This window comes from Mycobacterium sp. MYCO198283, from assembly GCF_021213805.1.
Classification (GTDB): domain Bacteria; phylum Actinomycetota; class Actinomycetes; order Mycobacteriales; family Mycobacteriaceae; genus Mycobacterium.
In genome coordinates this window covers 514,182-536,253 of the sequence record NZ_JAJQJI010000001.1, presented here as the reverse complement: position 1 = coordinate 536,253, position 22,072 = coordinate 514,182, and the positions used below count along the sequence as shown (strand labels likewise).

The following is a 22,072-nucleotide window of genomic DNA, read 5'->3' as shown; positions in this document are numbered from 1 at the left end:
CAGGTAGCCGAGCACGTCGAGTAGCTGGGCGTAGCTGCAGAACATCTGCTGCGCGGGCGCGTCCGCGCACGCCAGGGTGAGGACCTGGCCGAGGGTGAATGGGCGCGGCGGCCGGCTCACAGCGCACCGGCCTCGCCGTGGTGCAGCGTTTCGCGCAGCAGGACGGCGCCGGCCCGGTCGGTGACGACCAGCTCGACGAGCTCGTTGCCTGCCGGGGCGACGCGTCGGGCGATCGCCTCGGCTTTCGCGCGGCGGTCGTAGCCCTGCGACGTCGACGACAGCAGGGTGCGGCCGTTGCGGCCGTCGGCCTCGTTGACGGTCCACTTCCCGTCGTCGGCCTGCTGGACACGCATTCGGATCATCGGGTCTCCTCGGGGTTGTGGAGCGGGGTGGGCGGCGCTGCGGCCGGGTAGCCGCCGACGAGGTTCGACAGGTCCCACACACGGAAGCCGAGCCAGGCGATCGCGTCGCGCAGCCGGCCTAGGAGGTCGCCGAGCCGGCCGACGTTGCGGCCCAGCACCCACAACGCATCGCTGACGGCGTCTCGGACCACGCCGACGTCACGCCCTTCGCTGCGCGGATCCTGGGACGCGATCACGCCGCGCTCCGGTTGCTGCGGCGGGCGCGGCGGGCGGCGCTGTTGCGGCGCCGCCGCCGGCGGATCTCGTCGGCCGGGACGGTGGCCTGATAGATCGGCTTGTGCTGCAGGCCGGCCACGATCCCGTGCGCGAAGTCGGTCTCGTACGGGTTGCCGTCGACGCGCGGCGGCCGGGCGGGCGCCGGCTCGGGCGTGGCGTTGCGGTCCTCCTCGGCGAGCCGCTGCATGTGCGCGTCGTCGTCGGTGAGGTCGAGCGTCTCCTCCTCGACGAGATCGAAGGCCTCGCCGAGAACGGGTTCGCCGGTGTACCAGTCGGGTGGGGTGGCGACGCCGCGGCCGCCGGTGCAGCCCGCACGCTTCGTGGCGTGGTGCTGCCAGTCGCCGAGGTCCTCGGAGTACTCGATCGCCGCGCGGCACAGCTGGCAGGGCAGGCCGTCGAACGCGCCGGCCTCGTCGAGGTCGATCGCGGTGTCGAGGTTCAGGTTGTGCAGGTGTGCGTGCAGCTTCACTTCGCCGCGCGGCTGCTCGGCCTGCCGGTTCCGCTGATACTCGGTCATGCGGGTCGGTTGCCGGCTGCCGTACCGGGCGGCGCGGGCCCGCCGCCGTGCCGGGTTACTCATCGTCGGCGGCTCCGGTGGTGTCCATCAGCTCGCCGGTCGCTTCGGCGGTCGGCTCGCCGTCGTGGCCGATCAGCGAGCCCTGGTTCGCGTGGTCGGGCCGCTTACTGCCCTTCGGCCACGCCGCCTCGACGGTGACGCCGATGGTGAGTCGGTTCTCGCCGTCGTCGCGGATGTTCTCGCGGATCGAGGTGACCGTGCCGAACACCGTGTACTCGACCTCCTGGCCGAGCTTCGGTTCGTCGACGTTGCTCTGGCCGTGGTTGCCGCCGAACGACACGTAGAAGTCGGCGGGCTCGGTCTTCGCCATGGGGGTGGTTCTCCTGTCAGTTGGTCGGTGTCGGCTCGTCCGGATGGGCGAGCAGCCAGGTGTTGAAGACGTCGTCGAGGGCCTCGTTGAGCGGCCGGTCGGCGGCTGCGAGTTTGCGGAGGCTGCCGACCACGCCGCGCAGCGTCTCGTCGGTCACGTCGTCGGGTGTGCTGGGCGCCTGCTGCAGGCCGCCGAGCTGCGCGACGATGAGCGCCGCGTCGGCGAACTTGTCGACGCCGCCGCGCTTGAGTATGTCGTCGAGCTCGGTGATCAGCAGGGCGCGCACGCCGTCGGCCTGCTTCTGTTGGGCGCGGGCGGCGCGCTGCGCGTTGCGTGACGCGCCCGCCGCCTTACGCGGCGGCGCGGACTGCGGTGAGCCGGCGGGTGTCGCCGCCGTGTCGATGACTTCGCCGTCGACGATCTCGTGGGCCTGGGCGGCGTCTTCGAGGACCAGGCCCGAGTAGTCAGCCGGGAACGCCTTCCGCCAGGCGAGCGCCTCGGCGCACTTCGCGAGCTGGTTGGCCGGCATCTTCGACCACATGGAATTCGGCACCCACTCGTTGTTGATGCGGGTCAGCTGCACGTACTCGGCGTAGGAGCAGGTGGCCGAGACGCGGACGCCGTCGAACTCGACGGTGTACTTGCACGCCGACGGCGGGCCGCCGTGCTCGTCTTTGTCCCAGTAGTCGATCCAGCCGGTGCCCTTGCCGCGCCACAGGACGTCGTCGTGGCCGACGCGGACGCCTTCGCGGCGGGCCGCGCGGGTGCCGATGACGCGCCACCCGTCGATGCCGACCTGCACGGTGAACTTGTCGACGTCACGCTCTTCGATGCGCTCGTTGCCGGTGTCGGGGTTCTGCACCCGCACCTTGATCTTCGTGCGCCGCGACACCATGTAGACCTGTTTGGTGAACGGGTCCAGGCCGGTGCGGGCGGTGTAGTGGTAGAGCAGCCGCAGGTCGGCTTCGGTGGCGTGTTCGAGGCCGAGCGCCCGCAGCTGCACGCGCTGGTCCTCGGTCCAGTCGTCCTGGCCGGCGCGCAGCGCCAGCTTGCTCGACGCGTGCGGCTGCGGCAGGTTGCCGCGGGCGTTGGCGCCGAGGTCTCGCCAGTCCTGCGTTTCGCTTGTCGCGGTGCGGGTTTCGGTCATCGTGCGTTCTTCTTTCATCGGGTCGGGATGTCGGCTGCGGTGATGTTCTTGGCGGGGTACAGGGCGACGGTGTCGTTGCGGCCGCGGCGGCGGTCGGCGATGCGGATCGGCTTGCCGGTCGCCTCGTTGACGGCGTCGGCGGTGATGGCGTACTGGGCACGTTCCATACGCTTGAGCAGGTGGTTCTTGCGGAGCGCGAACTCGTCGGCCGCGGCGGCCAGCTGTTCGCGTGCGGCGACGAAGTCGCGGGCCTCGTCGTCGGGTATCAGCGCCTCGACGCCGCGGTCGATGTCGGGATGCAGCGCGCGCAGACACTCGTAGGTGGCCTTCGAGTTGTCCAGCGGCGGAGGCTCATCCGCGGACAGCGACTCGTAGAACCGCCGGCACTTCTCGATGATCAGCGCCGCGAACTGGCGGTTGTAGTCGACGGTGTAGATGCGGTGCTGCAGATAGGGGCCGATGACCAGCAGCTCCCCGGGGATCGCCGTCCAGCCGGTGAACAGCATCAGCGCGGTCACCTGGGCGTGGTAGTCGTCGGGTAGGTCGCCGGTCAGGTCGTCGCCCCACACCTCCAAGTCGTCGAGGTTGCGGGCGAGTTTGAACTCGACGACGCGGCGCGACGCGCCGCGCACACCGCGGCGGTCGAGCGTCGCCATCGCCGGGAACCCGAACTTGCCGGGGTCGACGTGGGCCTGCACCTCGCCGGGCGACAGCCGCCAGTCGGGCCGGTCGTCGCGGTACAGGCCGGCGGCCAGCGACTCGACGCGGTGGCCGAGCTGGTAGGCGTCGCGTGGTTCCTCGGGGGCGACGCGGCCGGTCATCCGGTTCCACAACCGGAACGGCGACTCGTACCGTGACACCGGATCGCCGGGCTCGCCGAGGATCGCGGCCACCTTGCTCGGCGTGATCACCCGCCGCCACTCGTCGGTGCCGGGCGGCACGAACTCGGGGTCTCGCGGCGTGTAGAAACGCACGCCCTCGGGGTGCCGCCTCACTGGTCGGCCTCTTCGGTGACGTCGACGATGTGGTGCTTCTGGAACTCGTGGGTGTCGATCGCGGTACGCAGGACGCGGCCGGTCAGATTCCAGGTGCGAGGGCAGTCGCGGCAGCGGGCGGTGACCGCGGGCCGCGTCGAAGCCGCTTCGTCCTTAGTCGCGGCGGGCGGTGTGACTTCCGGCTGAAACGGTTCCAACGCAATGTCACTCGCCACGGCGGCGGCCTGGTCCGTCTTGTGTCCGACGCACGCCGTGGCGGTCGGTGCGCACCGCCAGCCGGTGTCGGTCGCGACGAATCGGCGTGAGCCGACGCGGCCGCACACTTCGCAGGTGCGTCGCGCCGAGTCCTGCGCAGAGCGCTTCGTCGTGGTGGTGTCGACGACGACGGGCTGCTCGTCTTCGGTGACCGCTGCACCGTCTTCGTCAGCGTGTGCGGCGCGCTCTTCGAGGCGTCCGAGGATCGATGTCACCAGCGCCTCGGCGATGCCGTCCAGCAGGCTGTGCACCATATCGGCGACGATCGACCGGACGGTGTCGTCGGGCAGATTGCCGACCATGTGGCGGACGTCGTCGAGCGAGTCGATTCGGAAGCCGGCGGGCAGGTCGGGGCTCACGCCGCAGCTCCCGTGATGCCGGTGAAGGCGACGGCGGCCAGCGCGGCGCCGCGGCCGCTCATCGGGCAGAACCGCTGCACGCCGTCGAGGTGGTCGGCGTACCAGACCAATTCGCGGCCGCGGCCCGGCTGGCGGACGGTGTCGACGGCCGCCTTGCACACCGGGCAGGCGCGCAGCACGTATCCGGGGGCGGGCATCAGGACACCGCCTGCATCGCGCGGGGCAGCCGGACGCGGTAGCGGGCCCCGTAGAGCGGTGAGGTCATCGTGCGAGCTCCGGTGCCGCGGCGACGCTCGGGGATGCCGGCGCGCTGCAGCCGCTTCGACAAGGTGTTGAGGGACAGGCCGAACGCGTCGGCGATGTCCTCGTCGTAGTGGCCGAGGTCGCGGTGGTCGGCGACGATGTCGGCGAAGTCGGCGGGCACACCCTTCGCAATGGGGGCGGGTAGGCCGTCCGGGGTGGCGCCCGGGTCGTCGATCGATCCGGCGGTGTCGTCGTCGTCGACGGCCCACGCGAGCGGCGCCGCGAAGCGGTGTCGGCGGCCCAGTTCGCGGGCGGCGTCGGACGGGCCGGGCTCGGCGTGCCGCGACGCGAACAGCTCGGTGATGCGGTCGGCGAACTCGGCGTCGACGACGTCGCAGCGGCTGAGCGCGATGTCCGCCAGCAGGGACGCGTCGCAGCCGATGGCGGCGGCCAGGTCGTCGAACCCGTAGCCGATGCGCACCAGCGCCTGCAGCCGTCTGACCGGTCCGACGGCGGGCACGAACATGCCGGCCGGGATCGGTACGGCCAGGACCGCGGCGGCGATCCGGTGCGACACCCGCTGCTGGTCGAATTCGAGCAGGCCGTTGATGCGCCGCAGTTCGACGCCGGCGAGCTTCGAGATGACAGCCGGCGAGAGCCCGGCGCCCAGGAGCCGCACGACGTGATCGCGGACAGCGGCGGCGGGCACGCGCTGCGGCGGCGGGTTGCTATGTTGCGTCGTGGACATCGCGGCTAGCTCTCCTCGTTGTTCGGTCTAGTAGCGCCGGCCGGGCCTCACACCGGCCGGCGCTCGGCGTCTCAGGGGTGCGGGTGGTCCGCCGGCGGGAGCGGATCGCCGCCGGCGGCCCCGCCGGCGGCCGTCGCGGGACCGTCGGACGTCATGGCGGCGGCGAACCGCAGCGCCCCCTCGATCGCGGCCTGCGCGATATCGAGCGGCGTCTTGCCGTCGGTGTGTCTGAAATGCGGGTAGCGCTCGACGATCGCCTCACCGCCGGCCTTGATCGCCGCGACCAGTTGCGGCGCCGGCGCGTCGAGCAGCGCGTCGAGAGACAGCGGCGGCGGCTTCGGCGGCTGCGCCGCGGTGGCCGCGGGAGCTATGCGGTAGGCGCTGATGATTGGCCCGTTCGGGCCGGTGACCAGAGATCCCGGCGGGAGTGCGGACTGGATCGCCTTGAGGACCGAGCTCGGCGTGTTCGGTTCGCAGACGGCGAGCACCGGCTCCGGCGCGGCGATGGCGTCGCGGAGGTCCTCCAGCACGCCGAGCAGTCGCCGCTCGAACGGGTTCATCCGCTTCGTCGCCTCAGCTTCGAGACGGCGGTCGATCGCGGCGCGGGCCTCAGCCTCAGCCTCCTGGGCGGCGCGTTCCTTCGCGGGGTCGGGTGCGAATGCCATTGTGCTGGTGGTCCTCTCGGGTCGGTTATCGGCGGGCGGCGCGGCGGTAGGTGCCGGCCGTCCCGGGAATCGGTGTCGGACAGCGGGGAAGCAACAGGTGCAGCTGCATCCGCCACGGCCCCCACCGCAGCGACGGCGCGGCGAGGGTGACGAACCCGCAGCCGCGCGGACATTCGAGGAGCTCCGGCTCAGCGGTCGCCGGGCAAACGTTCACAGCGGCGGCCGATCCGTCGACGGCGTGTCGTCGAGCGCCAGGACCCGGTCGAGGACGCGGCGAATCCGGCTGCGCAGCAACAGCATCGCGGTCGCGATGAACGCGAAGTTGACGGCGTGGTCGAACCACGCCCACACATCGATCGCGTTCGTGCCGGTCACCACAGCAGCACCGCTACATCGGCGTCGTCGTCGCACGCGTCGTCAGCGACCCCGTCGACAAAGGGTGTCGCGGGTCTCCTGGGCGCAGGTCGCTTCGAGTTCGGTGTGGTGGTGCACGGCGACGCAGCCGAGGCAGAATCCGACGGCCAGCATCACCAGGCCGGCGGCGATCACGGCCGCGGTCACTGGTCGACCTGCTGCCAGGTCGTAACCTGCCGTTGCACCAGCTGTGCCCGCGTCAGTGTCGGGTCACGCTCGATGCGGCGGCCCGATTCCCGGTGAGGGTCAGTGACCACGGTGATGCCGGCGTTCTTGATTCGGTCGAGTTCGTCCTGAGCGGCGACTAGATCAGTCCAGGTCGGCACGAATTCGCCGCGGTAGTCGTCCCACCCGGTGACATAGCGGCCGTCGCCGAGCCGGATCGCGTATTCGATCGACGTCGACGTGGAGCGAGCAGCGGCGCCGTCGGTGAGCGTGTCACGGGTGTCGGCATCATCGCCGTCCCAGCTCTCCCGCGACCGGAACGCCGGCGCGCTCACGCCGACGCCTCACCGGTAGCGATGTCCTCGGCGCGGATGCGGTAGCTCCGCCCTCCGGGAAGTCGAGTAGCCGGCAGCCGACCCTCGCGGATCCACCGCTGCACTGTGCGGGCAGTCGTGCGGTAGTGGTCTGCGACTTCGTTGACGGTGAGATACCTGGTCGGCTGCTGCGTGGGCCGATCGGTATCGGCTGAGCCGATAGACATGCGACGGAACGTATCGGCTAAGCCGATAAAGTGTCAAGTGTTAGGCACGGTATGTCGCAAAACGACGCTTATGGCATAAGCTGCTACGCATGACCGTCGCCGTAGATGATCGTGATGATCCGAAGAAGCGCGCCACCAGTGCAATCGGGGAGCGCGTCCACACGCTGATGTGGAGGTCTGGCCGCACGCAGAAGCAGCTCGCCGCGGTACTGCAGATGGGCCAGGCGTCGGTGTCAGACCGCCTGCGCGGCAAGACCGAGTGGTCGGCCATCGACATTGCTGTGACGGCGGCCTGGCTGGGCGTGACGCCCGAAAGCCTCATCCCGCCGGTGGAGTTGCTGCCCGACGGCGGGGACGGCGGCGACGATGACGGCGGAGCCGGCGGTGCCCCCACCAGGGCTCGAACCTGGGACCTGCGGATTAAAAGTCCGTAGCTCTACCAACTGAGCTATAGGGGCGTGGCGTCGAGGATACTGGTTGTCCTGCGCGCGACCTCGTTTGAGTCTTGTGCCCGCCGTGCCCTAAGCTGACGTGGCTCCCAGCGTGAAGACGTTGCGAGTACCCCGGAGAGATTCGGCTGGGCCCCCTTCGTCTAGCGGCCTAGGACGCCGCCCTTTCAAGGCGGTAGCGCGGGTTCGAATCCCGTAGGGGGTACTGCAACCGGCACACGCCGGAAGCAAGCGCAAGGCCCTGTGGCGCAGTTGGTTAGCGCGCCGCCCTGTCACGGCGGAGGTCGCGGGTTCGAGTCCCGTCAGGGTCGCTTTAGTGCGGCGAGGCACGGATTCCGGTGCCTTCCGGGCCAGGTAGCTCAGTTGGTACGAGCGTCCGCCTGAAAAGCGGAAGGTCGCCGGTTCGATCCCGGCCCTGGCCACCAGGACTGATCTGCATCGACACGGGTCTTGCACTCGGTTTTCAGTTTGATTCGTCCGGTTCTTGTCCGGTCATTGGTGTGTGAATCTCGTTCGCGTGAAGCTGATCGAGGTTCGGTTGCGACCTGGTCCAGCTCGTCGGAGTAGAGGTCGCAGTAGATGTTCGCGGTAACGGTTGGCGTTGAGTGGCCCATGGTCTTCTGCACGTAGCGAAGATTGGCGCCAGATTTGCGGGCCAAGCTGGCGTAGGTATGGCGCAGATCGTGGATGGTCAACGGCGCCAGATTGGTCTTCTTGAGGGCTTTGTTCCAGTGGGTGTGTCGACGCCAGTTGTTGGAGCGCAGCATCGCGCCATTAGGTGAGGTGACGGCGGGCTCGTCAGGATCCCGTCCGCCGATCCGCGTTTTGAGGATGTCGACGACACACTAAACGGGCGCCCCGGAGGGATGTGCTCGCGCAGGGTAGACACCCCGAAACACTCGGTGAGCGTGTCAGGCATCGTCGTCGGCGACGACGGCCGGGTTCTCGTAATTAAGCGTCAGGACAACGGCCGCTGCTGGGAAGCGCCTGGGGGAGTCCTGGGACTCGACGAATCCTTTGAGGCTGGTGTGCAGCGCGAGGTCATGGAAGAGACCGGGGTGGCAGTGGCTGTCGAGCGCCTTACCGGTGTCTACAAGAATTTGGCCCAGGGAATCGTCGCGCTGGTGTACCGCTGTCGACAAGCTAGTGGTCAACCTCGCACAACTGAGGAAGCACGCGAAATCCGTTGGATGACAAAGGAAGAGGTCCGATCAGCCATGACGCCTGCGTTTGGGGTGCGCGTCCTGGATGCTTTTGACGACATACCCCATTCGCGCCTGCACGATGGGATCAATCTTGTGTAACCGGTACTGAGGTTCATGCCTCGTAGCTGTTGCCACAAACGAGACAATACAATTGTCCGCTGTCGGCTCGTTGCTGCGGAACTTTCACGGGCTCCCAAGGGTGACACGGGGATTCGATAATGATCATGTCGTTAGGTTCGTGGAGCGGAGTGGGCGCAGGAGCAGTGTTCTTGCCCGGCTTGTAGTTTTTCCCGAACGCTCGTCTGAGTTCATCGTGAACCGCGTCGAGACCGTAGAACTCCACCGTTTCTCGCTGGTACCGCACTTGGTCTTGCGTAAACCACTGATTCGGCGGAGCTAGCGATCCGCATAACGGGCATGTGTACTGCTCGGGGTCGACCGCAGTAACAGGTCGGGCGGCGGTGGGTCCGTCATGCCATTTGAACTCGTCACCGCAACTCGGACACTCGCGTCGCAAGAATCCGTCAACGTCGAGCGGAAACGAAATCGGGACATCCACGGTTGCCTACCCGTTGAGGTCTAAGAAGAGTGTCTCAGCGAACTGCTCGCCGTCCTCGGTATGCCCTGTGACGACCAGATCGAATGTATTCGGAGTTCCCGACCCTTGAAGTGCTTGCAAACTTATGGACTTTGACGCGGGCAACCGCGTCACAGGGAAGCCGTCTATTCTCCCGAGAAAGTCCTTGGCGTTTGGCGACTTCAGATCGAAAAGGTCTTCCCCACTGCGATTGATGAGCTGAATTCGATCAGAGCCTGCCGTGCGGCGTAGGTACTGCGCATCGAGACGATTTCGAGGACGTCTCGAAGAACTCGGAACCCGACGGCCAAGCGGTGCGTCCGGTTCATTCGGTGGTGTGAAGTCACCTACGGTGAGCCAGTCAGACCCAGAGGTCGTCACGTCGCAGCCCGCGTCCTTGAGCCGGCTCGCCAAATCATTTCGCTTCGGCGCAGAGTTGTCGAGACGCACTGCTAGTCGACCCGCGACGTCGCTGAACGGACGCAGGGAACCTAACTCCACGAGGACCGTTCTCTCAGGATGACGGCCGATAGCCATGCCAGCCTCGAAGAGCACGTTCGGCCTTGCTTGCGGCGTCGGGATCCTTTCTTGATCGTCGTCAGCGTTAGCGTATTCAGAGCGTAGATACGCGATGTCATCGGGCGTCAGGAGCACCACCACCGCCTGTGCCATCTCGAATGCAGCGTCCAGCGCCTGACCTATATAGGGGCTCGCTGAGCCGGTCGCACTGATTGCCGTGGACCATTCGATTGGCTCCAGGCCGATAGACCGAAGGAAGCTGAACATCGCGTCTCGTGCGCCCAGGTTGCGGCCGTGGACAACGAAGACCTTCCTCGCGTTCCTTCTTCTAATGCCCTCCGACACGGAGGCCAGTGTAGCGCTACCGACCGACAAAAGGCCCTTCTGGGACGAAGCCTCAGAGAGATGCTGCGGATACGGTGGTTAGCAACTCGTCATAATCGTCTCTAGCCCTCTCGGGCGACTACCGTGTCGTAGAGCCCCAAATGACTGAGCCCTTCGTGGCTATCGATACCGGTGTAAGACAGCGACGCATCCTCGTACCGGCGAAACGCGAGCACGGCCTGGTTCATGTGCGTGCTGTTGAAGACATTGAGCGACACCAACAGGTTGAAGTCAGCGACGCTGAGGCCGGTGACCGTCTTAAAAAGGTCCGGCTCCAATTTCGTTATGACGTCTTTAAGAGTGTTCTCCCGAAAATCCGTGAGGTACATGCAGGTTCTAGAAAACGCGTCGATACGCTCGGACTCGCCCTTCACCAACTGCAACATCGCGTCGACGACCCACAGGGGCGTGAACACCTCACCGTGATCGGCCATGCGCTCCTTCGACCTCACCAAGTTCATAGCGCGAGCCTAATGAGTCGAGGGACCGTAATCGGTACGCCACGACGGAAATCGTTGCACTTCAGTGGGGGTGACACCATCATCTGAGGTAGCTCCGCGGGTTTCAGCCGCGCTCGGCGCGAACGCGAGCTGCGCTATGTATTGCGGTGAGGAAAGGCGCATCTTCTTGTTGCACCGACGGCGCGAGCTGGTCGTACGGGCGGATTGACTCGTGGTCTGGTTCGTTTCGCGACATCCACGCCGACCAGGCGTCGTGCACGTCGGCGGCTCGCGTGCCCTCGCCTTTGGCGCGCATGAGGACTGCGTAGAGGACGAACAGGTCGTCCGAGTCCTCGGGTACACCAGTGCCCGTGGGTAGGCAGCTCCGGATCAGCTCAGCGTCGACATCGAGGTAACTCATGTCACTAGTCTGCCGACCAAGAGTGCGACGTACAGCAACCCGAAGACGATTGGCACAATGCGTTCGACACCGCCGAGTTCGCGCAAGGCCTTCAGCCGCGCACGGCGGCCGGTGGCCACGTCGTCGGGCATTAGCTCCTTCCACTCGTCCGTGTACGGCTTGACGGGAAGGTGGTCATTCTCGATCTGGTTAATAACTGCGAATTTGGCCGAATTGAGCCGGCGGTACGCGCGGAGAAGGAGCCACCAGCACACGGACACAGCGACACCTGCCGCGCACACGGCTATGAAACGCAGCGCGGAGTCTGGCTGTGTGGTCGATAACCCGACCACAGCGACCAGGGTGGTGTTGACGGTGAGAAAGAAGGCATTGGCCAACGCGCGCCGGGCCGAGACACGGTCCGCCATCTCCACAGCCAGCTTGTAGATGTCCAGGACCCGCGCGTCGGGGAGTGCTTCAGCTAGTTCACTCATCGCTGGCCGTTCACAAGCTTCTTGAGGTTCTCCCAGGTCCAGCTGTACATCTTGTCCGTCGCCTTCGCTGTCGTCGGCCGAGTTGAACCGTTCTGGTAACCCGCGAGGAGGAAGTAGTCCACGCTCTCCGCCTGGGCGATGCCGAGCTCAACGCCAACGCCAGTAGCAAGGTGCGTGTACTTGCCGCACAGGACGATCACCAACCCGCTCGCACGAATTCGGCGCCGGGCTTCTTCACGCCAACCTGGGGAGGCTGTTTTGATAGACCAGTCGTGTACCTCGAACGGAGAGTCGGGGTTCTTCGACTGGCCGACCAGCAGGTCCTTCAACCGTGCGTCGTTGTCGTAGTCGAAGCTGATGAAGGCTCGTTGCACCACGTTGTGCCTCCCTGGCTGGAAGTCCTCCCGGCGTCGCGGCCGGCATACGGCAAACATTGCCAGAACCACCGACAATTCGTGGTCGCTTGCGGAGCTCCGGTCCCGATGTTGCTCGATTCAGCGCCTGCGAGATCTCGCTCCATCTCCGTGGGTGTTCGTGGACGGGATGCGGTGTGGCTGCGCGACCACATCAACCTCGGTCACATCTGCCTCACGTTCACCGACGGTCATACGGTCGACCTCGGTATCGACCAAACGAGCCTGGACGACATCGACGACCGCGACAGGTCAGACAAGCTCATCGACGCGATCCGGGCACACACCAGGCTCTGAGCCTCGGTAGACCCCAGGGCGGATAAACTTCCCCGCCATCCGTGGCCGTTGGACGCCCGCGGAGAGGGGCCGTGGGGTGGGCTACCCCTTACCGTTGGCGGCGCGCCGCTTGGCCACCACTCGCAGCGCAATCTCTCGGTCCGTGTCATCGAAGTCGGCGGCCAGGATCTTGAGCCGAGTGATGTCCACGGCACTGACGTCCGGGGCGTCCTCGATGACAACGATCGCCGCGGACTCCCACTCGCCGGCCGCCAGATCGCCGCGCACCAACTCAGCGGCCGCCGGATCCATCGTGTCGGCGTACCGCTCGACCAGATGCGCCGCGAACTGCTTGACCACCTCCGTGCAGCGGTGCAAGAAGGACGCCGGGTCCATGCCGCAGGTTGGGCAGCGCGGCCGCCGGCTGCAACCGTCGGCGTGGTCACCGTCGACGAACCTGCTCGGCACCACACCGCACTCCGGGCACCCGCTCATCGCGTCACCGTATGTCGCCAAGGTGTCGAAGCGCGACGGATTTTCGGCACAGACCCGATCTCGGCACAGACCCGATAGGACCACCGGGGCGATCATCGCCGATTCGATCACGGCCCTGGCCCCACCGTCTATTTCGTTTCGTTCGGGTGACGCGGATGCACCTGCTCTTTGAGTGCGTTGGTCGTAGCAAAGCGGATTTTGTACTCGAACTTTTTCGGAGGACGAGGGACGAGGTGGCCGCGCTTACCCGCCACCGCTACGGGCGCTCGACAACGGCGTCGTCGGCGTCAAGCCATTCGAGATCGGCCTGACCAAGACCGGCGGCGATGGCGGTCGCCGCTTCCCCGCCACGAGGTGAGCTCCGCGAGCGCCGGATGCGCTGGTCGGTCGAGAACGACGCCCGCGCCGCGTCGACGAGATCCTGAGCGCAACTAGCCCGGTCCTCCGGAGACAACGCGCACATCCATGGGAATGCCTTTGCCATCCGCTCGACCAGCGGGCCGTCATCGTCCGGGGCCACGCCGATGAGCTGCGCGGCAAATTGGAGTAGTAGGCGGGCGCGACCCTCGGCTTCGCGCTGCGACATCGACACGAGGGGCGCGCCGTCGCGGCGCGTGACCGTCACCGGAAGTTGCTCTGCCTCGGCGAATACCTCCGCGGAGTGCTTACTCAAGTCCGAGGAGCGGCGGGTGGTGGTGCGGAACGCGAGCGAGGCCATAACCACGCAGACGCACAACGCGAACGGCCCCCTCGGAGTTCGAGGGGGCCGTCGCCATCGGGTCGTCAGGCGTCGCCGGACTTGTCCGAACCGCCGTTGTCGGCGCCGCCGTCGTTCGATTTGCCGTCGGTGCCGCGGTCGGTCTTGTTGTCGGCATTGTCGTCCGAAGCGTGTTTCTTCGAGGCGCCGTCGCCCGCGTCGGCGGAGTCGTCGTCGGCGGCGGACTTGTCGTCGAGCGCCTTATCCGCCTCCTTCGCGCCGTCCGCCACCTCGTCCTTCGCGCCGGCACCAGCATCCGTGCCGGCATCGTCGCCGTCGTCGGACTCATCGCCCACTTCGACGCCGCCGGCCGAGCCGGTCGAGCCGGTCGAGCCGGTCGAGCCGGTCGAGCCGGTCGAGCCACCGCCGGCCGAGACGGCCGAGCCGGTCGAAACACCGCCGGCCGAGCCGGTCGAGCCGGCCGAAACACCGCCGGCCGAAACACCGCCGACTGAGATACCGCCAGCCGAAGCCTCGCCAGCCGAGTCGTCGAGCGAGACGGTGATCGTCGTGCCGCCGGCCGTCAGGTCGGTGGACGCCACCGTGGCCAGCGCTGCCGCCGGGGTGGCGGCGGTGGTTGTGACCGGCGCCGCCAGGCCCGTGGCGATGGTGCGGGGCAGGTCGACGAAGAAGAAGTCGACCAGGCCGTTGTCGCCGAAGATGCCCGGGAAGGTCGACCGGATCGGCGACTGATTGGGGTTGAGGACCGGCGGAACGAAGCCGTTGAGGAAGGCGCTGGCCGCCAGGATCGGCAGGCTCGCGAGCCCGGCGACGGCCAGGTCGGTCCGACCGATCTGGATGGCCGCGCGCACGTCGTCGAGGATGATCGCCGACTGGAAGACGCCGGAGATCGGCGCGGCCAGCAGCGCGCGGGCGATGCCGTTGAAGCCGCCGGCACGCGTGAAGAGCGCGTCGAGCAGATTGCCGAGCCGCTCGGAGCCCAACGCCTCGCCAATGTCGCCCGGCAGCGTGGTGAGCAGGGGGAACAGCGGCGCGGCCGGTTGCTCCAGCAATTCCACGAGGAACCAGATGTTCAGTTCGCTGAACGCCTCGACGAACTCGCCCTGCTGAAGGTAACCCAGCGCGTTTCCGATGGAGGTCGGGAGCTTGGTGATCGCGTCCTGGAGCGCCGCCTGCACCGCTGGGTTCGCGTTGTTGTAGGCGGTGGCGGCGTTCTGCAGCACCGTCGACAGGTTCGAGATGCCGGTGGGCAGGTTGATCGCCACCTGGCCGAGGTCGGCCAGCAACGCCGGGCTGTTGCCGAGGATCGACGCGAGGTTCGGGACCGTCTGGCCGGCGAGGTTGGTACCGAACTGGGTCACCGCGCCCACACTGGCGGTGAACGCCTGCCCAAGGGCGGTCAGCGGATCGACGAGCCGGTTCGGGTCGGTCAACGTGAGCCCGGTGAACTCGACCGCGCGTTGCTGCAGCTCTTCGAGCGCGGGCATCGTCGGCGCCGCGGGGCTCAGTGCGATGGCGGCAGCGCCGGCGACGGCGACGCCGGCGACGGCGAACCGGTTGGCGCGGCGGGCCGGTGCAGTGGGTCGCGACCAGAACTCGGCGTTCGTGTCGTCGCGTAGGGCAAGGTGCACGGTGTCTCCTGTTGTCAGCATGGGTGACCCCCAGCGGGGCGCGCCGAATGTAGCTGAGGGTTACCTAAGAAACAAGAGGTTACCCTTACCTTGGATTCAGGTTCGGGTGGTGCCGGGCGTCGGAGTCACACCGTGCCGAGGAACGCCCGGAGCCGGCCGGCCACCAGATCGGGTGGCGAGGCGAGCGTCAGGTGCGACTTCCCCTCCCAGGACACCCGCTGCACGTCCTGCAGGACGTCGGCGAGATCCCGCATCCCCTGCGGCAACGGATCCCAGCTGTCGGCGCCGCCCATGAGCAGTACCGGCACGTCGATCGCCGACCATCGCTGCACGTCGCACGAGTCGGCGGCCATCGCCTCCAGGTCACCGAGCGCGGCCGCGGCCGCCGCCGGATCGTTGGGCACCGGCGGACCGGCGTCGAGCAGCTCGTCGGGCAGCCGCGCCGCCTCGCGCAGGAACAGCTCGAGCGCGGCGCGGTAGTGACCGGCGTCGAACAGCTCGCGGTACTCGGCGACGACCGGCGCCAGCCTCGTACCGCACAGCAGCAACGGCGGTTCGAGCAGCGCCAACGACGCAATGTCGGCCGTCGACCGCAGCGCGGCATGCAGCGCGACCGAGGCGCCGTAGGAGCTGCCGACCACGTTGACGCGCTGTTCGGCGTCCGCCGCGGCCCGCCGCGCGATCAGCAGCAGATCGTCCGCTTCGGCCGCGAACGTGTTGCCGGGCGGCGCGGCGCCGCTCGGCGGATAGCCGCGGCGGGCATACCGCCACACCTGGTGGTCGGCGAACTTCGGTGCCAGGTCGTCCCATGAGTCGAGCCCGCCGTTGCTGCCGTGCACCAACAGCAGCGGGCAACCCGACCCGGTCGAGCGGACGGCCAATTCGATGCCGTCGGCGGCGGTGAACATCTGCTGACCGGTCACAGCAGTTTGTCCAGGGTCGCCGGGAGGTCGCGCACCCGGATGCCGGTCGCGTGGAAGATCGCGTTGACGACGGCGGCCGCCGAGCCGACGATGCCGATCTCCCCGGCTCCGCGCGAGCCCATCGGGTTGCTGTGCTCGTCCACCTCATCGTCGAGCCAGATCGCGTCGATATCGGCGACGTCGGCGTGCGAGCTGAAGTGGTAGGTCGCCAGGTCTTGGGTGACGACGTGCCCGAAGCGGTGGTCGCGAACGCTTTCTTCGTGCAACGCCATCGACAGGCCCATCGTCATGCCGCCGATCAGCTGCGAGCGCAGCGTCCGGGCGTTGATGGCGCGGCCGATCGAGAACACGCCGAGCATCCGCGGCACCCGCACCTCGCCGGTGTCGCGGTGGACACGCGCCTCGACGAAATGCGCGCCGAACGACTGGATCGTGACCGCGTCGCCGTCGGGATTCTCCGGGGCGTCGGCCTCGCTGGCCGCGCCGGGCGACGGCACGTCGCCGTGGTCGTGGCGGAATTGGCGGGCCGCCGCGACGATCGCGCGACCCCACGAGCTGATGCCGGACGATCCGCCCGCCACCGACGCGGCGGGCAGCGCGCTGTCGCCGATCCGCAGGTCCACGAGTTCGACCGGCACCTCGAGCGCGTCGGCGCAGATCTGCGTCAGCGCCGTCCAGGCGCCGGTGCCGATGTCGACGGCGCCGATGGCCACCTCGTAGCGGTCGTCGACGTAGCGCACGCGGGCGGTGTTACCGGGCTGGATCATCGCCGGATAGGTGGCCGACGCGACGCCGGTGCCGACCAGCCAATCGCCGTCGGAGGTGGCCCGCGGCGCGAACGGCCTTGCGGCCCAGCCGAATCGATCGGCGCCGAGGCGCAGGCAGTCGACGAGGCGGCGGCTCGACCACGGGTTGCCGGTCTCGGGGTCGACGGCGGGTTCGTTGCGGATGCGCAGCTCGATCGGGTCGACGCCGCAGGCATACGCCAGCTCGTCCATCGCGACCTCGGCGGCATACGTCCCCGGGCACTCGCCCGGTGCCCGCATCCAGAACGGGAACGGCACGTCGAGCGCGGCCAGCCGGTGCGTGGTGCGCCGGTTCGGCGCGGCATACATCTTGCGTGACGTGACGGCCGTCTGCTCGGCGAACTCCTTGCTGCGCGCGGTCTGCCCGATGGCGTCGTGCACCAGCGCGGTCAGCGTGCCGTCGCGCGTGGCGCCCAACCGGATCCGCTGAATGGTCGGGGTGCGGTAGCCGACGAGCGCGAACATTTGCTGGCGGGTCAACGCGAGCTTCACCGGCCGGCCGCCGGCCCGCTGCGCGGCCAGCAGCGCCAGCACCTCGTGTGCGTGCGGCGCGCCCTTGGACCCGAATCCACCGCCGACGTGGCGCGCGACGACCCGCAGCTGCGACGGCTCGAGCCCGAACAACGGCGCCAGCGTCTTGGCCGCCGCGTGGACGCCCTGGATCGAGTCGTACAGCGTGGCGACGCGCTCCCCGTCGCCGTGCCAGATCGCGATCGTGGCGTGCGGTTCCATCGGGTTGTTGTGCTCGATCGGCGTCGAATACCACTGGTCGACAACGACGTCCGCCTCCGCGAGCGCCGCGTCGACGTCACCCTCGGCAGTGTCGGTCTCGTAGGACGGGTTCACCTGGTCCGGCGCGTACAGCTCCGGGTGATCGGCCCGCAACTCGGTGTCGTGCTCCTCGGCGGCGTAGTCGACGGCGATAAGCGCCGCGGCCTCGCGGGCGGTCTCGGCGGTCTGCGCGAGCACCCCGCCGATGAGCTGCCCGCGGAAGTGCACGCGGTCGTCCTGCAGGATCGCCAGTTCGCCGTCGGTGGCGTCGACGAGGTGGGGCGCGTCGAACACGGTGAGCACGTCGACAACTCCGGGCAGCGCCCTCGCGCGCTCGGTGCTCATGCTGCGCACCCGCCCGCGGGCGATGGTCGCCTGCACCGGATGGAGATACAGCGGCGCTTCGACGGGATACTCGACGGCGTACGGTGCCGTGCCGGTCACCTTCGCGCGGCCGTCGACGCGCAGGTCGGGCCGGCCGATGGCAACCGGGCGCAGCGGGGCCATGGTCATCGCCGACCACCCGCCAGCTCGCGCAGCGTGGCCACCAGGGTGCGGCGCGTCAGCTCCACCTTGAACTCGTTGCCCGGCAACGGTTCTGCGGCCGCGAGCTCGGCGTCGGCCGCGGCGGCGAAGGTGTCCTCGGTGGCGGGGGCGCCGACGAGCACGCCTTCGGCGCGGGTGGCCCGCCACGGCGCGTGCGCGATACCGCCCAGCGCCACCCGGGCCGAGGCGATGCGGTCCCCGTCGAGCACCACTTCCGCGCCCACCGACACCAGCGCGAACGCATACGACGCCCGGTCGCGGACCTTGCGATACGTGCTCACGGCGCGCTCGGGTGGCGGCGGCAGCTCGACGGCGGTGATCAGCTGGCCGTGTCGCAGGACGGTGTCGCGGTGCGGCTCGTCGCCGGGCAGCCGGTAGAACTCGGTCAGCGGGATCCGGTGCTCACCGTCGGGCCCGAGCACCAGCACGTCGGCGTCGAGTGCGGCCATCGCGACGGCCATGTCCGACGGGTGCGCCGCCACGCACTGCGGCGACGCGCCGAGGATGGCGTGGTAGCGGGTGTAGCCGCCGATGGCCGAGCAGCCGGTGCCGGGCTCGCGCTTGTTGCACGGGGTGGTGACGTCCTGGAAGTACACGCAGCGGGTGCGCTGCAGCAGGTTTCCCGCGGTCGTGGCCGCGTTGCGGAGCTGGCCGGACGCCGCCGACAGCAGCGCGCGGGCCAGCACCGGGTAGCGGCTGCGCACCAGCGGATGCGCCGCGAGGTCGCTGTTGCGCACGGATGCGTCGACGCGCAGGCCGCCGGCGCCCGTGCCGGTGACGTCGCCGGGCAGCGAGCTCACGTCCACCAGCAGCCGCGGTTCGGCGACTCCGAGCTTCATGTGGTCGACGAGGTTGGTGCCGCCGCCGAGGAACGCCGCGTCCGGGCGCTCGGCGAGCGCGGTCACGGCGTCGGAGGCCGACTGCGCGCGGCGGTATTCGAACGGGATCATGCGCCGGCCGCCTGCCGGATGGCGGCGACGATGTTCGGGTAGGCGGCGCAGCGACACAGGTTGCCGCTCATGCGTTCCCGGATCTCGTCGTCGGTCAGCTGCGGTGCCGCCTCGAGGTCGTCGGTGACCGAACTCGGGTTGCCGGCCTTGGCCTCGTCGAGCATGCCGACCGCCGAACACACCTGCCCGGGCGTGCAGTAGCCGCACTGGAACCCGTCGTGCTCCAGGAACGCCTGCGCCACCGGATGCAGCGCGTCGCCGTCGTGCAGGCCGGCCGCGGTGGTGATCGACGCGCCGTCGTGCGCGACCGCGAACGTCAGGCAACTCACCACCCGCCGGCCGTCGCGCAGCACGGTGCACGACCCGCATTGCCCGTGGTCGCAGCCCTTCTTCGGCGACGTGACGCCGAGGTGGTCGCGCAGCGCGTCGAGCAGCGACGTGCGGTTGTCGACGTGCAGCGAACATCGCCGGCCGTCGACCTCCAGCGTGATGTCGGAGGCGGTGGCGGGGGATTGCATTCGGGCCGGATTCCCGTCGCACCCACCGCTAAACTCCGCGCCGGGAGCAGCGGAGCCAGGCGAAGGAGCGTGCCGTGCCCAACAAGGTCTACGTCGTCGGGGTGGGGATGACGTGCTCCGAGCAGCCGGGCGGACGCGTGGCTCGCGTCATGACCGCGCAGCGCTGATCCGATGGCGATCACCGCCTCCCGCGAGGTCGTCATCGAAGCGGGCCTTGACGAGGTGCTCGCCGTGATGCTCGACCTGGAGTCGCTCCCGGAGTGGTCCGAACCGCATCAGCGCTGCGAGGTCACCGAGCGCGACGACCGGGGCCGCCCGCTGCGCAGCCGGCAGACCGTCACGACCGTCGGCATCACCGACGAGGTCGAGATCGCGCTGCAGTACTACGACGACGGCTACGGCTGGTCGCTGGTCAGCTCGCAGTGGCAGCGCAGCCAGGACGCCCGGTACACCCTGACGCCCGACGGGACGAGCACCCGCGTGCGCTTCGAGGTGCGCATCGACCCGGTGATGCCGATGCCCGGATTCCTGATCAAGCGGGCGAGCAAGGGCGTGATCGACACCGCGACCGACGGGCTGCGCAAACGGGTGCTCTCCCGCCGCCGCGCCACGTAGGTTGATCGACCATGGCGGTCAAGGATTCCCGCGAAGTCGTCATCGAAGCCAGCCCTGAACAGATCCTCGACGTGATCTCCGACGTGCAGAGCACGCCGTCGTGGTCGTCGCAGTACCAGAGCGCCGAGGTGCTCGAGACCCACGACGACGGGCGGCCCAAGCGCGTCAAGATGAAGGTCAAGACCGCGGGCATCTCCGACGAGCAGGTCGTCGATTACACCTGGGCGGACAACCGGGTGAGCTGGACGCTGGTGAGCGCCGGGCAGCTCAAGGCGCAGGACGCCAGCTACACCCTGACCCCCGACGGCGACAGGACGAAGGTCCGCTTCGACATCGCGGTCGACCTGTCGGTGCCGCTGCCCGGTTTCGTGCTCAAACGCGCGATGAAGGGCGCGCTGGAAACCGCCACGGACGGCCTGCGCAAGCAGGTGCTGAAGGTGGCCGACGGCGGCAAGTAGATTGCCGCCATGGCCATCACCGAATCACGCGACGTCACCATCGAAGCCACACCCGACGAGATCATGGCGGTGCTGTTCGATCTGGAATCGCTCACCGAGTGGTCGCCGGCCCATCAGAAGGTGGAGATCCTCGAACGCGACGACCAGGGCCGGCCGAAACGCTCCCGCCAAGTCGTCAAGATCGTCGGCGTCACCGACGACCAGGTGCTCGACTACACCGTGCACGACGACGGCGTCAGCTGGACGCTGGTGAGCTCGAAGCAGCAGCGCGCCCAGGACGCCCGCTACACCCTCACCCCGGACGGCGACAAGACCAAGGTGCACTTCGAGCTCACCGTCGACCCCACCGTGCCGCTGCCGGGATTCCTCATCAAGAAGGGCGCCAAGGGCCTGTTGGACACGGCCACCGAGGGCCTGCGCAAGCGGGTGCTGAAGGTGAAGGGCAGCTAGCGGACACCGTCAGGCCCGTTCGAGCTCGTCGGGTTCGGCGATCGTGAGCACCGCGTCGACGATGAACGGGTCGTCCTGCAGCGCAACCTCCAGCCGGCGCAGGGTGGCCGCCACCGAGGACTCCACGGCGTCGCCTTGCAGGTCGACGGACGCCACCAGGAACAGCTGCTTGGGTCCGACGAACACCAGCCGGACGAACCGCACCGCGGCGACCTCCGGCAAGCCCAGGATGCGCTGCGTCGCGGCCTCCCGCACCGCCGGGCTGGCCGGCTCGCCGACGAGGAAGCGGCGGTTGCGGTCGATGAGGATCACCGCGATCACGCCCAGCAGCAGGCCGACCATGATGGACCCGACGGCGTCCCACGCGGCGTTGCCGGTCCATTGGTGCAGCCCGATGCCCGCGGCGGCCAGCACGATCCCGATCAGCGCTGCGGTGTCCTCCGCGAACACCGCCCGAGTGGTGGGGTCGGAGGTGTCGAGCACGTGGTCGAGCAGGCCGAGATCGAATTGGCGCGCCTCGGACCGCAATTGCCGCACCGCCTGCAGCAGGGACACCGACTCGAGCACGAACGCCACCGCCAGCACGACGTAGGCGACGAGGTAGTTCTCGTGCGTCGACTCGCCGTGCAGCAGCTCGGTGATGCCGTGCCACACCGACAGCGATCCGCCCACGACGAACAGTCCGACCGCCGCGAGCAACGACCACACGTACGCTTCGCGGCCGTAACCGAAGGGCCGGTCGGCGTCGGGCGGCCGCTTGCTCCTGCGGTTCGCGACCGCCAGCAGCCCTTGATTGCCGGCGTCGGCCCACGAATGCACGGCCTCGGCGGCCATGGACGCCGACCCGCTGATCAGGGCGGCGACCGTCTTGGCCACGGCGACGGCCACGTTGGCCCCGAGTGCGGTGATGACGGTCAGCGTGCTCTCGCCGCCGGACTGTTGCGATGCCATGGCGCCCAGTCTGCGACCCCGGCCGG

General features: G+C 68.5%; 31 protein-coding genes, 4 tRNA genes and 2 pseudogenes. 8 read left to right on the top strand and 29 right to left on the bottom strand.

Annotated features, from left to right (window positions below; all coding sequences use genetic code 11):
• Positions 1 to 116: 116 nt before the first annotated feature.
• From LV457_RS02720 to LV457_RS02650, 15 genes are all read right to left on the bottom strand, one after another.
• Entirely contained in the window at positions 117 to 362 is a 246-nt protein-coding gene (locus tag LV457_RS02720; protein WP_232168837.1) for a hypothetical protein, read from the bottom strand.
• Positions 359 to 598: a hypothetical protein gene (locus LV457_RS02715; RefSeq protein WP_232168835.1), complete on the bottom strand. Its 240-nt coding sequence runs from the start codon at positions 596 to 598 to the stop codon at positions 359 to 361. Before LV457_RS02715 ends, LV457_RS02720 begins: the two co-directional genes overlap by 4 nt.
• Positions 595 to 1,218 (bottom strand): hypothetical protein, encoded by a 624-nt coding sequence (locus tag LV457_RS02710; protein WP_232168833.1) that lies wholly within the window; start codon positions 1,216 to 1,218, stop codon positions 595 to 597. The genes LV457_RS02715 and LV457_RS02710 overlap by 4 nt, the downstream gene beginning before the upstream one ends.
• On the bottom strand, positions 1,211 to 1,525 hold the full coding sequence (locus LV457_RS02705; protein ID WP_232168831.1) for a hypothetical protein: 315 nt from the start codon (positions 1,523 to 1,525) through the stop codon (positions 1,211 to 1,213). The genes LV457_RS02710 and LV457_RS02705 overlap by 8 nt, the downstream gene beginning before the upstream one ends.
• A gap of 16 nt (positions 1,526 to 1,541) precedes the next feature.
• Positions 1,542 to 2,672, bottom strand: coding sequence for a recombinase RecT (locus LV457_RS02700; protein WP_232168830.1), 1,131 nt, complete (start codon positions 2,670 to 2,672; stop codon positions 1,542 to 1,544).
• Positions 2,673 to 2,686: 14 nt separating this feature from the next.
• Positions 2,687 to 3,667, bottom strand: coding sequence for a YqaJ viral recombinase family protein (locus tag LV457_RS02695; RefSeq protein ID WP_232168829.1), 981 nt, complete (start codon positions 3,665 to 3,667; stop codon positions 2,687 to 2,689).
• Complete coding sequence (locus tag LV457_RS02690) at positions 3,664 to 4,281, bottom strand: hypothetical protein (protein ID WP_232168828.1); 618 nt, start codon at positions 4,279 to 4,281, stop codon at positions 3,664 to 3,666. Before LV457_RS02690 ends, LV457_RS02695 begins: the two co-directional genes overlap by 4 nt.
• On the bottom strand, positions 4,278 to 4,478 hold the full coding sequence (locus tag LV457_RS02685; RefSeq protein ID WP_232168827.1) for a hypothetical protein: 201 nt from the start codon (positions 4,476 to 4,478) through the stop codon (positions 4,278 to 4,280). Before LV457_RS02685 ends, LV457_RS02690 begins: the two co-directional genes overlap by 4 nt.
• Positions 4,478 to 5,272: a hypothetical protein gene (locus LV457_RS02680; protein ID WP_232168826.1), complete on the bottom strand. Its 795-nt coding sequence runs from the start codon at positions 5,270 to 5,272 to the stop codon at positions 4,478 to 4,480. The genes LV457_RS02685 and LV457_RS02680 overlap by 1 nt, the downstream gene beginning before the upstream one ends.
• A gap of 71 nt (positions 5,273 to 5,343) precedes the next feature.
• Complete coding sequence (locus tag LV457_RS02675; protein WP_232168825.1) at positions 5,344 to 5,937, bottom strand: hypothetical protein; 594 nt, start codon at positions 5,935 to 5,937, stop codon at positions 5,344 to 5,346.
• Between the two features lie 210 nt (positions 5,938 to 6,147).
• Complete coding sequence (locus tag LV457_RS02670; protein ID WP_232168824.1) at positions 6,148 to 6,312, bottom strand: hypothetical protein; 165 nt, start codon at positions 6,310 to 6,312, stop codon at positions 6,148 to 6,150.
• A 42-nt stretch (positions 6,313 to 6,354) separates the two neighbouring features.
• Positions 6,355 to 6,498 carry a hypothetical protein gene (locus LV457_RS02665; RefSeq protein WP_232168823.1) on the bottom strand — a complete coding sequence of 48 codons (144 nt, stop codon included), beginning with the start codon at positions 6,496 to 6,498 and terminating at the stop codon, positions 6,355 to 6,357.
• Complete coding sequence (locus tag LV457_RS02660) at positions 6,495 to 6,851, bottom strand: hypothetical protein (RefSeq protein WP_232168822.1); 357 nt, start codon at positions 6,849 to 6,851, stop codon at positions 6,495 to 6,497. The genes LV457_RS02665 and LV457_RS02660 overlap by 4 nt, the downstream gene beginning before the upstream one ends.
• On the bottom strand, positions 6,848 to 7,057 hold the full coding sequence (locus LV457_RS02655; RefSeq protein ID WP_232168821.1) for a helix-turn-helix domain-containing protein: 210 nt from the start codon (positions 7,055 to 7,057) through the stop codon (positions 6,848 to 6,850). Before LV457_RS02655 ends, LV457_RS02660 begins: the two co-directional genes overlap by 4 nt.
• Before the next feature lie 385 nt (positions 7,058 to 7,442).
• Positions 7,443 to 7,515 (bottom strand) — tRNA-Lys (locus tag LV457_RS02650).
• A 123-nt stretch (positions 7,516 to 7,638) separates the two neighbouring features.
• On the opposite strand from LV457_RS02650, the gene LV457_RS02645 reads away from it, so the two are divergent.
• From LV457_RS02645 to LV457_RS02635, 3 genes are all read left to right on the top strand, one after another.
• Positions 7,639 to 7,711 (top strand) — tRNA-Glu (locus LV457_RS02645).
• Between the two features lie 32 nt (positions 7,712 to 7,743).
• Positions 7,744 to 7,817: transfer RNA gene (locus LV457_RS02640), tRNA-Asp, on the top strand.
• Positions 7,818 to 7,854: 37 nt separating this feature from the next.
• A tRNA-Phe gene (locus tag LV457_RS02635) sits at positions 7,855 to 7,931 on the top strand.
• Between the two features lie 38 nt (positions 7,932 to 7,969).
• On the opposite strand, the pseudogene LV457_RS02630 reads toward LV457_RS02635, so the two are convergent.
• Positions 7,970 to 8,348, bottom strand: a pseudogene (locus LV457_RS02630) (tyrosine-type recombinase/integrase); the annotation flags it as partial.
• 24 nt (positions 8,349 to 8,372) lie between these two features.
• Here LV457_RS02630 and LV457_RS02625 point away from each other — a divergent pair.
• Positions 8,373 to 8,810 (top strand): NUDIX hydrolase, encoded by a 438-nt coding sequence (locus LV457_RS02625; protein ID WP_232168819.1) that lies wholly within the window; start codon positions 8,373 to 8,375, stop codon positions 8,808 to 8,810.
• 466 nt (positions 8,811 to 9,276) lie between these two features.
• Here LV457_RS02625 and LV457_RS02620 read toward each other — a convergent pair whose 3' ends face one another.
• The 5 genes from LV457_RS02620 to LV457_RS02600 form a co-directional block, all read right to left on the bottom strand.
• On the bottom strand, positions 9,277 to 10,152 hold the full coding sequence (locus LV457_RS02620; protein WP_232168817.1) for a TIR domain-containing protein: 876 nt from the start codon (positions 10,150 to 10,152) through the stop codon (positions 9,277 to 9,279).
• A gap of 101 nt (positions 10,153 to 10,253) precedes the next feature.
• Positions 10,254 to 10,625: a hypothetical protein gene (locus LV457_RS02615; RefSeq protein ID WP_232168816.1), complete on the bottom strand. Its 372-nt coding sequence runs from the start codon at positions 10,623 to 10,625 to the stop codon at positions 10,254 to 10,256.
• 130 nt (positions 10,626 to 10,755) lie between these two features.
• Entirely contained in the window at positions 10,756 to 11,052 is a 297-nt protein-coding gene (locus LV457_RS02610; protein ID WP_232168815.1) for a hypothetical protein, read from the bottom strand.
• On the bottom strand, positions 11,049 to 11,525 hold the full coding sequence (locus LV457_RS02605; RefSeq protein ID WP_232168814.1) for a hypothetical protein: 477 nt from the start codon (positions 11,523 to 11,525) through the stop codon (positions 11,049 to 11,051). The genes LV457_RS02610 and LV457_RS02605 overlap by 4 nt, the downstream gene beginning before the upstream one ends.
• Entirely contained in the window at positions 11,522 to 11,902 is a 381-nt protein-coding gene (locus LV457_RS02600) for a TIR domain-containing protein (RefSeq protein WP_232168813.1), read from the bottom strand. The genes LV457_RS02605 and LV457_RS02600 overlap by 4 nt, the downstream gene beginning before the upstream one ends.
• A 147-nt stretch (positions 11,903 to 12,049) precedes the next feature.
• On the opposite strand from LV457_RS02600, the gene LV457_RS02595 reads away from it, so the two are divergent.
• Positions 12,050 to 12,235, top strand: a complete 186-nt coding sequence (locus LV457_RS02595; RefSeq protein WP_232168812.1) for a hypothetical protein — start codon at positions 12,050 to 12,052, stop codon at positions 12,233 to 12,235.
• Positions 12,236 to 12,316: 81 nt separating this feature from the next.
• On the opposite strand, the gene LV457_RS02590 is transcribed toward LV457_RS02595, so the two are convergent.
• From LV457_RS02590 to LV457_RS02560, 7 genes and pseudogenes are all read right to left on the bottom strand, one after another.
• Entirely contained in the window at positions 12,317 to 12,820 is a 504-nt protein-coding gene (locus LV457_RS02590) for a hypothetical protein (RefSeq protein WP_232168811.1), read from the bottom strand.
• Positions 12,821 to 12,965: 145 nt separating this feature from the next.
• Positions 12,966 to 13,427, bottom strand: a pseudogene (locus tag LV457_RS02585) (prevent-host-death protein).
• Positions 13,428 to 13,492: 65 nt separating this feature from the next.
• Entirely contained in the window at positions 13,493 to 14,860 is a 1,368-nt protein-coding gene (locus tag LV457_RS02580) for a hypothetical protein (RefSeq protein ID WP_232168809.1), read from the bottom strand.
• A gap of 323 nt (positions 14,861 to 15,183) precedes the next feature.
• Positions 15,184 to 15,981: an alpha/beta fold hydrolase gene (locus LV457_RS02575; RefSeq protein WP_232168808.1), complete on the bottom strand. Its 798-nt coding sequence runs from the start codon at positions 15,979 to 15,981 to the stop codon at positions 15,184 to 15,186.
• The gene (locus LV457_RS02570; RefSeq protein WP_232169217.1) at positions 15,978 to 18,065 is read right to left on the bottom strand and encodes a xanthine dehydrogenase family protein molybdopterin-binding subunit; all 2,088 of its coding nucleotides are present in this window, start codon (positions 18,063 to 18,065) and stop codon (positions 15,978 to 15,980) included. Before LV457_RS02570 ends, LV457_RS02575 begins: the two co-directional genes overlap by 4 nt.
• Before the next feature lie 2 nt (positions 18,066 to 18,067).
• The gene (locus LV457_RS02565) at positions 18,068 to 19,054 is read right to left on the bottom strand and encodes a xanthine dehydrogenase family protein subunit M (protein WP_232168806.1); all 987 of its coding nucleotides are present in this window, start codon (positions 19,052 to 19,054) and stop codon (positions 18,068 to 18,070) included.
• Positions 19,051 to 19,572, bottom strand: a complete 522-nt coding sequence (locus LV457_RS02560) for a 2Fe-2S iron-sulfur cluster-binding protein (protein ID WP_232168804.1) — start codon at positions 19,570 to 19,572, stop codon at positions 19,051 to 19,053. Before LV457_RS02560 ends, LV457_RS02565 begins: the two co-directional genes overlap by 4 nt.
• A 171-nt stretch (positions 19,573 to 19,743) precedes the next feature.
• Here LV457_RS02560 and LV457_RS02555 point away from each other — a divergent pair, with 171 nt between their 5' ends.
• The 3 genes from LV457_RS02555 to LV457_RS02545 are packed head-to-tail and all read left to right on the top strand — an operon-like array spanning position 19,744 to position 21,095.
• The gene (locus LV457_RS02555) at positions 19,744 to 20,187 is read left to right on the top strand and encodes an SRPBCC family protein (RefSeq protein ID WP_232168803.1); all 444 of its coding nucleotides are present in this window, start codon (positions 19,744 to 19,746) and stop codon (positions 20,185 to 20,187) included.
• An 11-nt stretch (positions 20,188 to 20,198) separates the two neighbouring features.
• Positions 20,199 to 20,645: an SRPBCC family protein gene (locus LV457_RS02550; RefSeq protein WP_232168801.1), complete on the top strand. Its 447-nt coding sequence runs from the start codon at positions 20,199 to 20,201 to the stop codon at positions 20,643 to 20,645.
• Positions 20,646 to 20,654: 9 nt separating this feature from the next.
• Positions 20,655 to 21,095 carry an SRPBCC family protein gene (locus tag LV457_RS02545; protein ID WP_232168799.1) on the top strand — a complete coding sequence of 147 codons (441 nt, stop codon included), beginning with the start codon at positions 20,655 to 20,657 and terminating at the stop codon, positions 21,093 to 21,095.
• 9 nt (positions 21,096 to 21,104) lie between these two features.
• Here the strand turns inward: LV457_RS02545 and LV457_RS02540 are convergent, their stop codons facing one another.
• Positions 21,105 to 22,046 carry a cation diffusion facilitator family transporter gene (locus LV457_RS02540; protein WP_232168798.1) on the bottom strand — a complete coding sequence of 314 codons (942 nt, stop codon included), beginning with the start codon at positions 22,044 to 22,046 and terminating at the stop codon, positions 21,105 to 21,107.
• Positions 22,047 to 22,072: the final 26 nt, after the last annotated feature.

Excerpts from the sequence above, each read along its gene's own strand:
- LV457_RS02685 (WP_232168827.1), bottom strand. The coding sequence starts at position 4,478 with ATGCCCGCCCCCGGATACGTGCTGCGCGCCTGCCCGGTGTGCAAGGCG.
- LV457_RS02675 (WP_232168825.1), bottom strand. The coding sequence starts at position 5,937 with ATGGCATTCGCACCCGACCCCGCGAAGGAACGCGCCGCCCAGGAGGCT.
- LV457_RS02700 (WP_232168830.1), bottom strand. The coding sequence starts at position 2,672 with ATGACCGAAACCCGCACCGCGACAAGCGAAACGCAGGACTGGCGAGAC.
- LV457_RS02550 (WP_232168801.1), top strand. The coding sequence starts at position 20,199 with ATGGCGGTCAAGGATTCCCGCGAAGTCGTCATCGAAGCCAGCCCTGAA.
- LV457_RS02705 (WP_232168831.1), bottom strand. The coding sequence starts at position 1,525 with ATGGCGAAGACCGAGCCCGCCGACTTCTACGTGTCGTTCGGCGGCAAC.
- LV457_RS02605 (WP_232168814.1), bottom strand. The coding sequence starts at position 11,525 with ATGAGTGAACTAGCTGAAGCACTCCCCGACGCGCGGGTCCTGGACATC.
- LV457_RS02560 (WP_232168804.1), bottom strand. The coding sequence starts at position 19,572 with ATGCAATCCCCCGCCACCGCCTCCGACATCACGCTGGAGGTCGACGGC.
- LV457_RS02655 (WP_232168821.1), bottom strand. The coding sequence starts at position 7,057 with ATGTCTATCGGCTCAGCCGATACCGATCGGCCCACGCAGCAGCCGACC.
- LV457_RS02680 (WP_232168826.1), bottom strand. The coding sequence starts at position 5,272 with ATGTCCACGACGCAACATAGCAACCCGCCGCCGCAGCGCGTGCCCGCC.
- LV457_RS02625 (WP_232168819.1), top strand. The coding sequence starts at position 8,373 with ATGTGCTCGCGCAGGGTAGACACCCCGAAACACTCGGTGAGCGTGTCA.
- LV457_RS02710 (WP_232168833.1), bottom strand. The coding sequence starts at position 1,218 with ATGAGTAACCCGGCACGGCGGCGGGCCCGCGCCGCCCGGTACGGCAGC.
- LV457_RS02610 (WP_232168815.1), bottom strand. The coding sequence starts at position 11,052 with ATGAGTTACCTCGATGTCGACGCTGAGCTGATCCGGAGCTGCCTACCC.
- LV457_RS02565 (WP_232168806.1), bottom strand. The coding sequence starts at position 19,054 with ATGATCCCGTTCGAATACCGCCGCGCGCAGTCGGCCTCCGACGCCGTG.
- LV457_RS02720 (WP_232168837.1), bottom strand. The coding sequence starts at position 362 with ATGATCCGAATGCGTGTCCAGCAGGCCGACGACGGGAAGTGGACCGTC.
- LV457_RS02555 (WP_232168803.1), top strand. The coding sequence starts at position 19,744 with ATGGCGATCACCGCCTCCCGCGAGGTCGTCATCGAAGCGGGCCTTGAC.
- LV457_RS02540 (WP_232168798.1), bottom strand. The coding sequence starts at position 22,046 with ATGGCATCGCAACAGTCCGGCGGCGAGAGCACGCTGACCGTCATCACC.
- LV457_RS02615 (WP_232168816.1), bottom strand. The coding sequence starts at position 10,625 with ATGGCCGATCACGGTGAGGTGTTCACGCCCCTGTGGGTCGTCGACGCG.
- LV457_RS02545 (WP_232168799.1), top strand. The coding sequence starts at position 20,655 with ATGGCCATCACCGAATCACGCGACGTCACCATCGAAGCCACACCCGAC.
- LV457_RS02570 (WP_232169217.1), bottom strand. The coding sequence starts at position 18,065 with ATGGCCCCGCTGCGCCCGGTTGCCATCGGCCGGCCCGACCTGCGCGTC.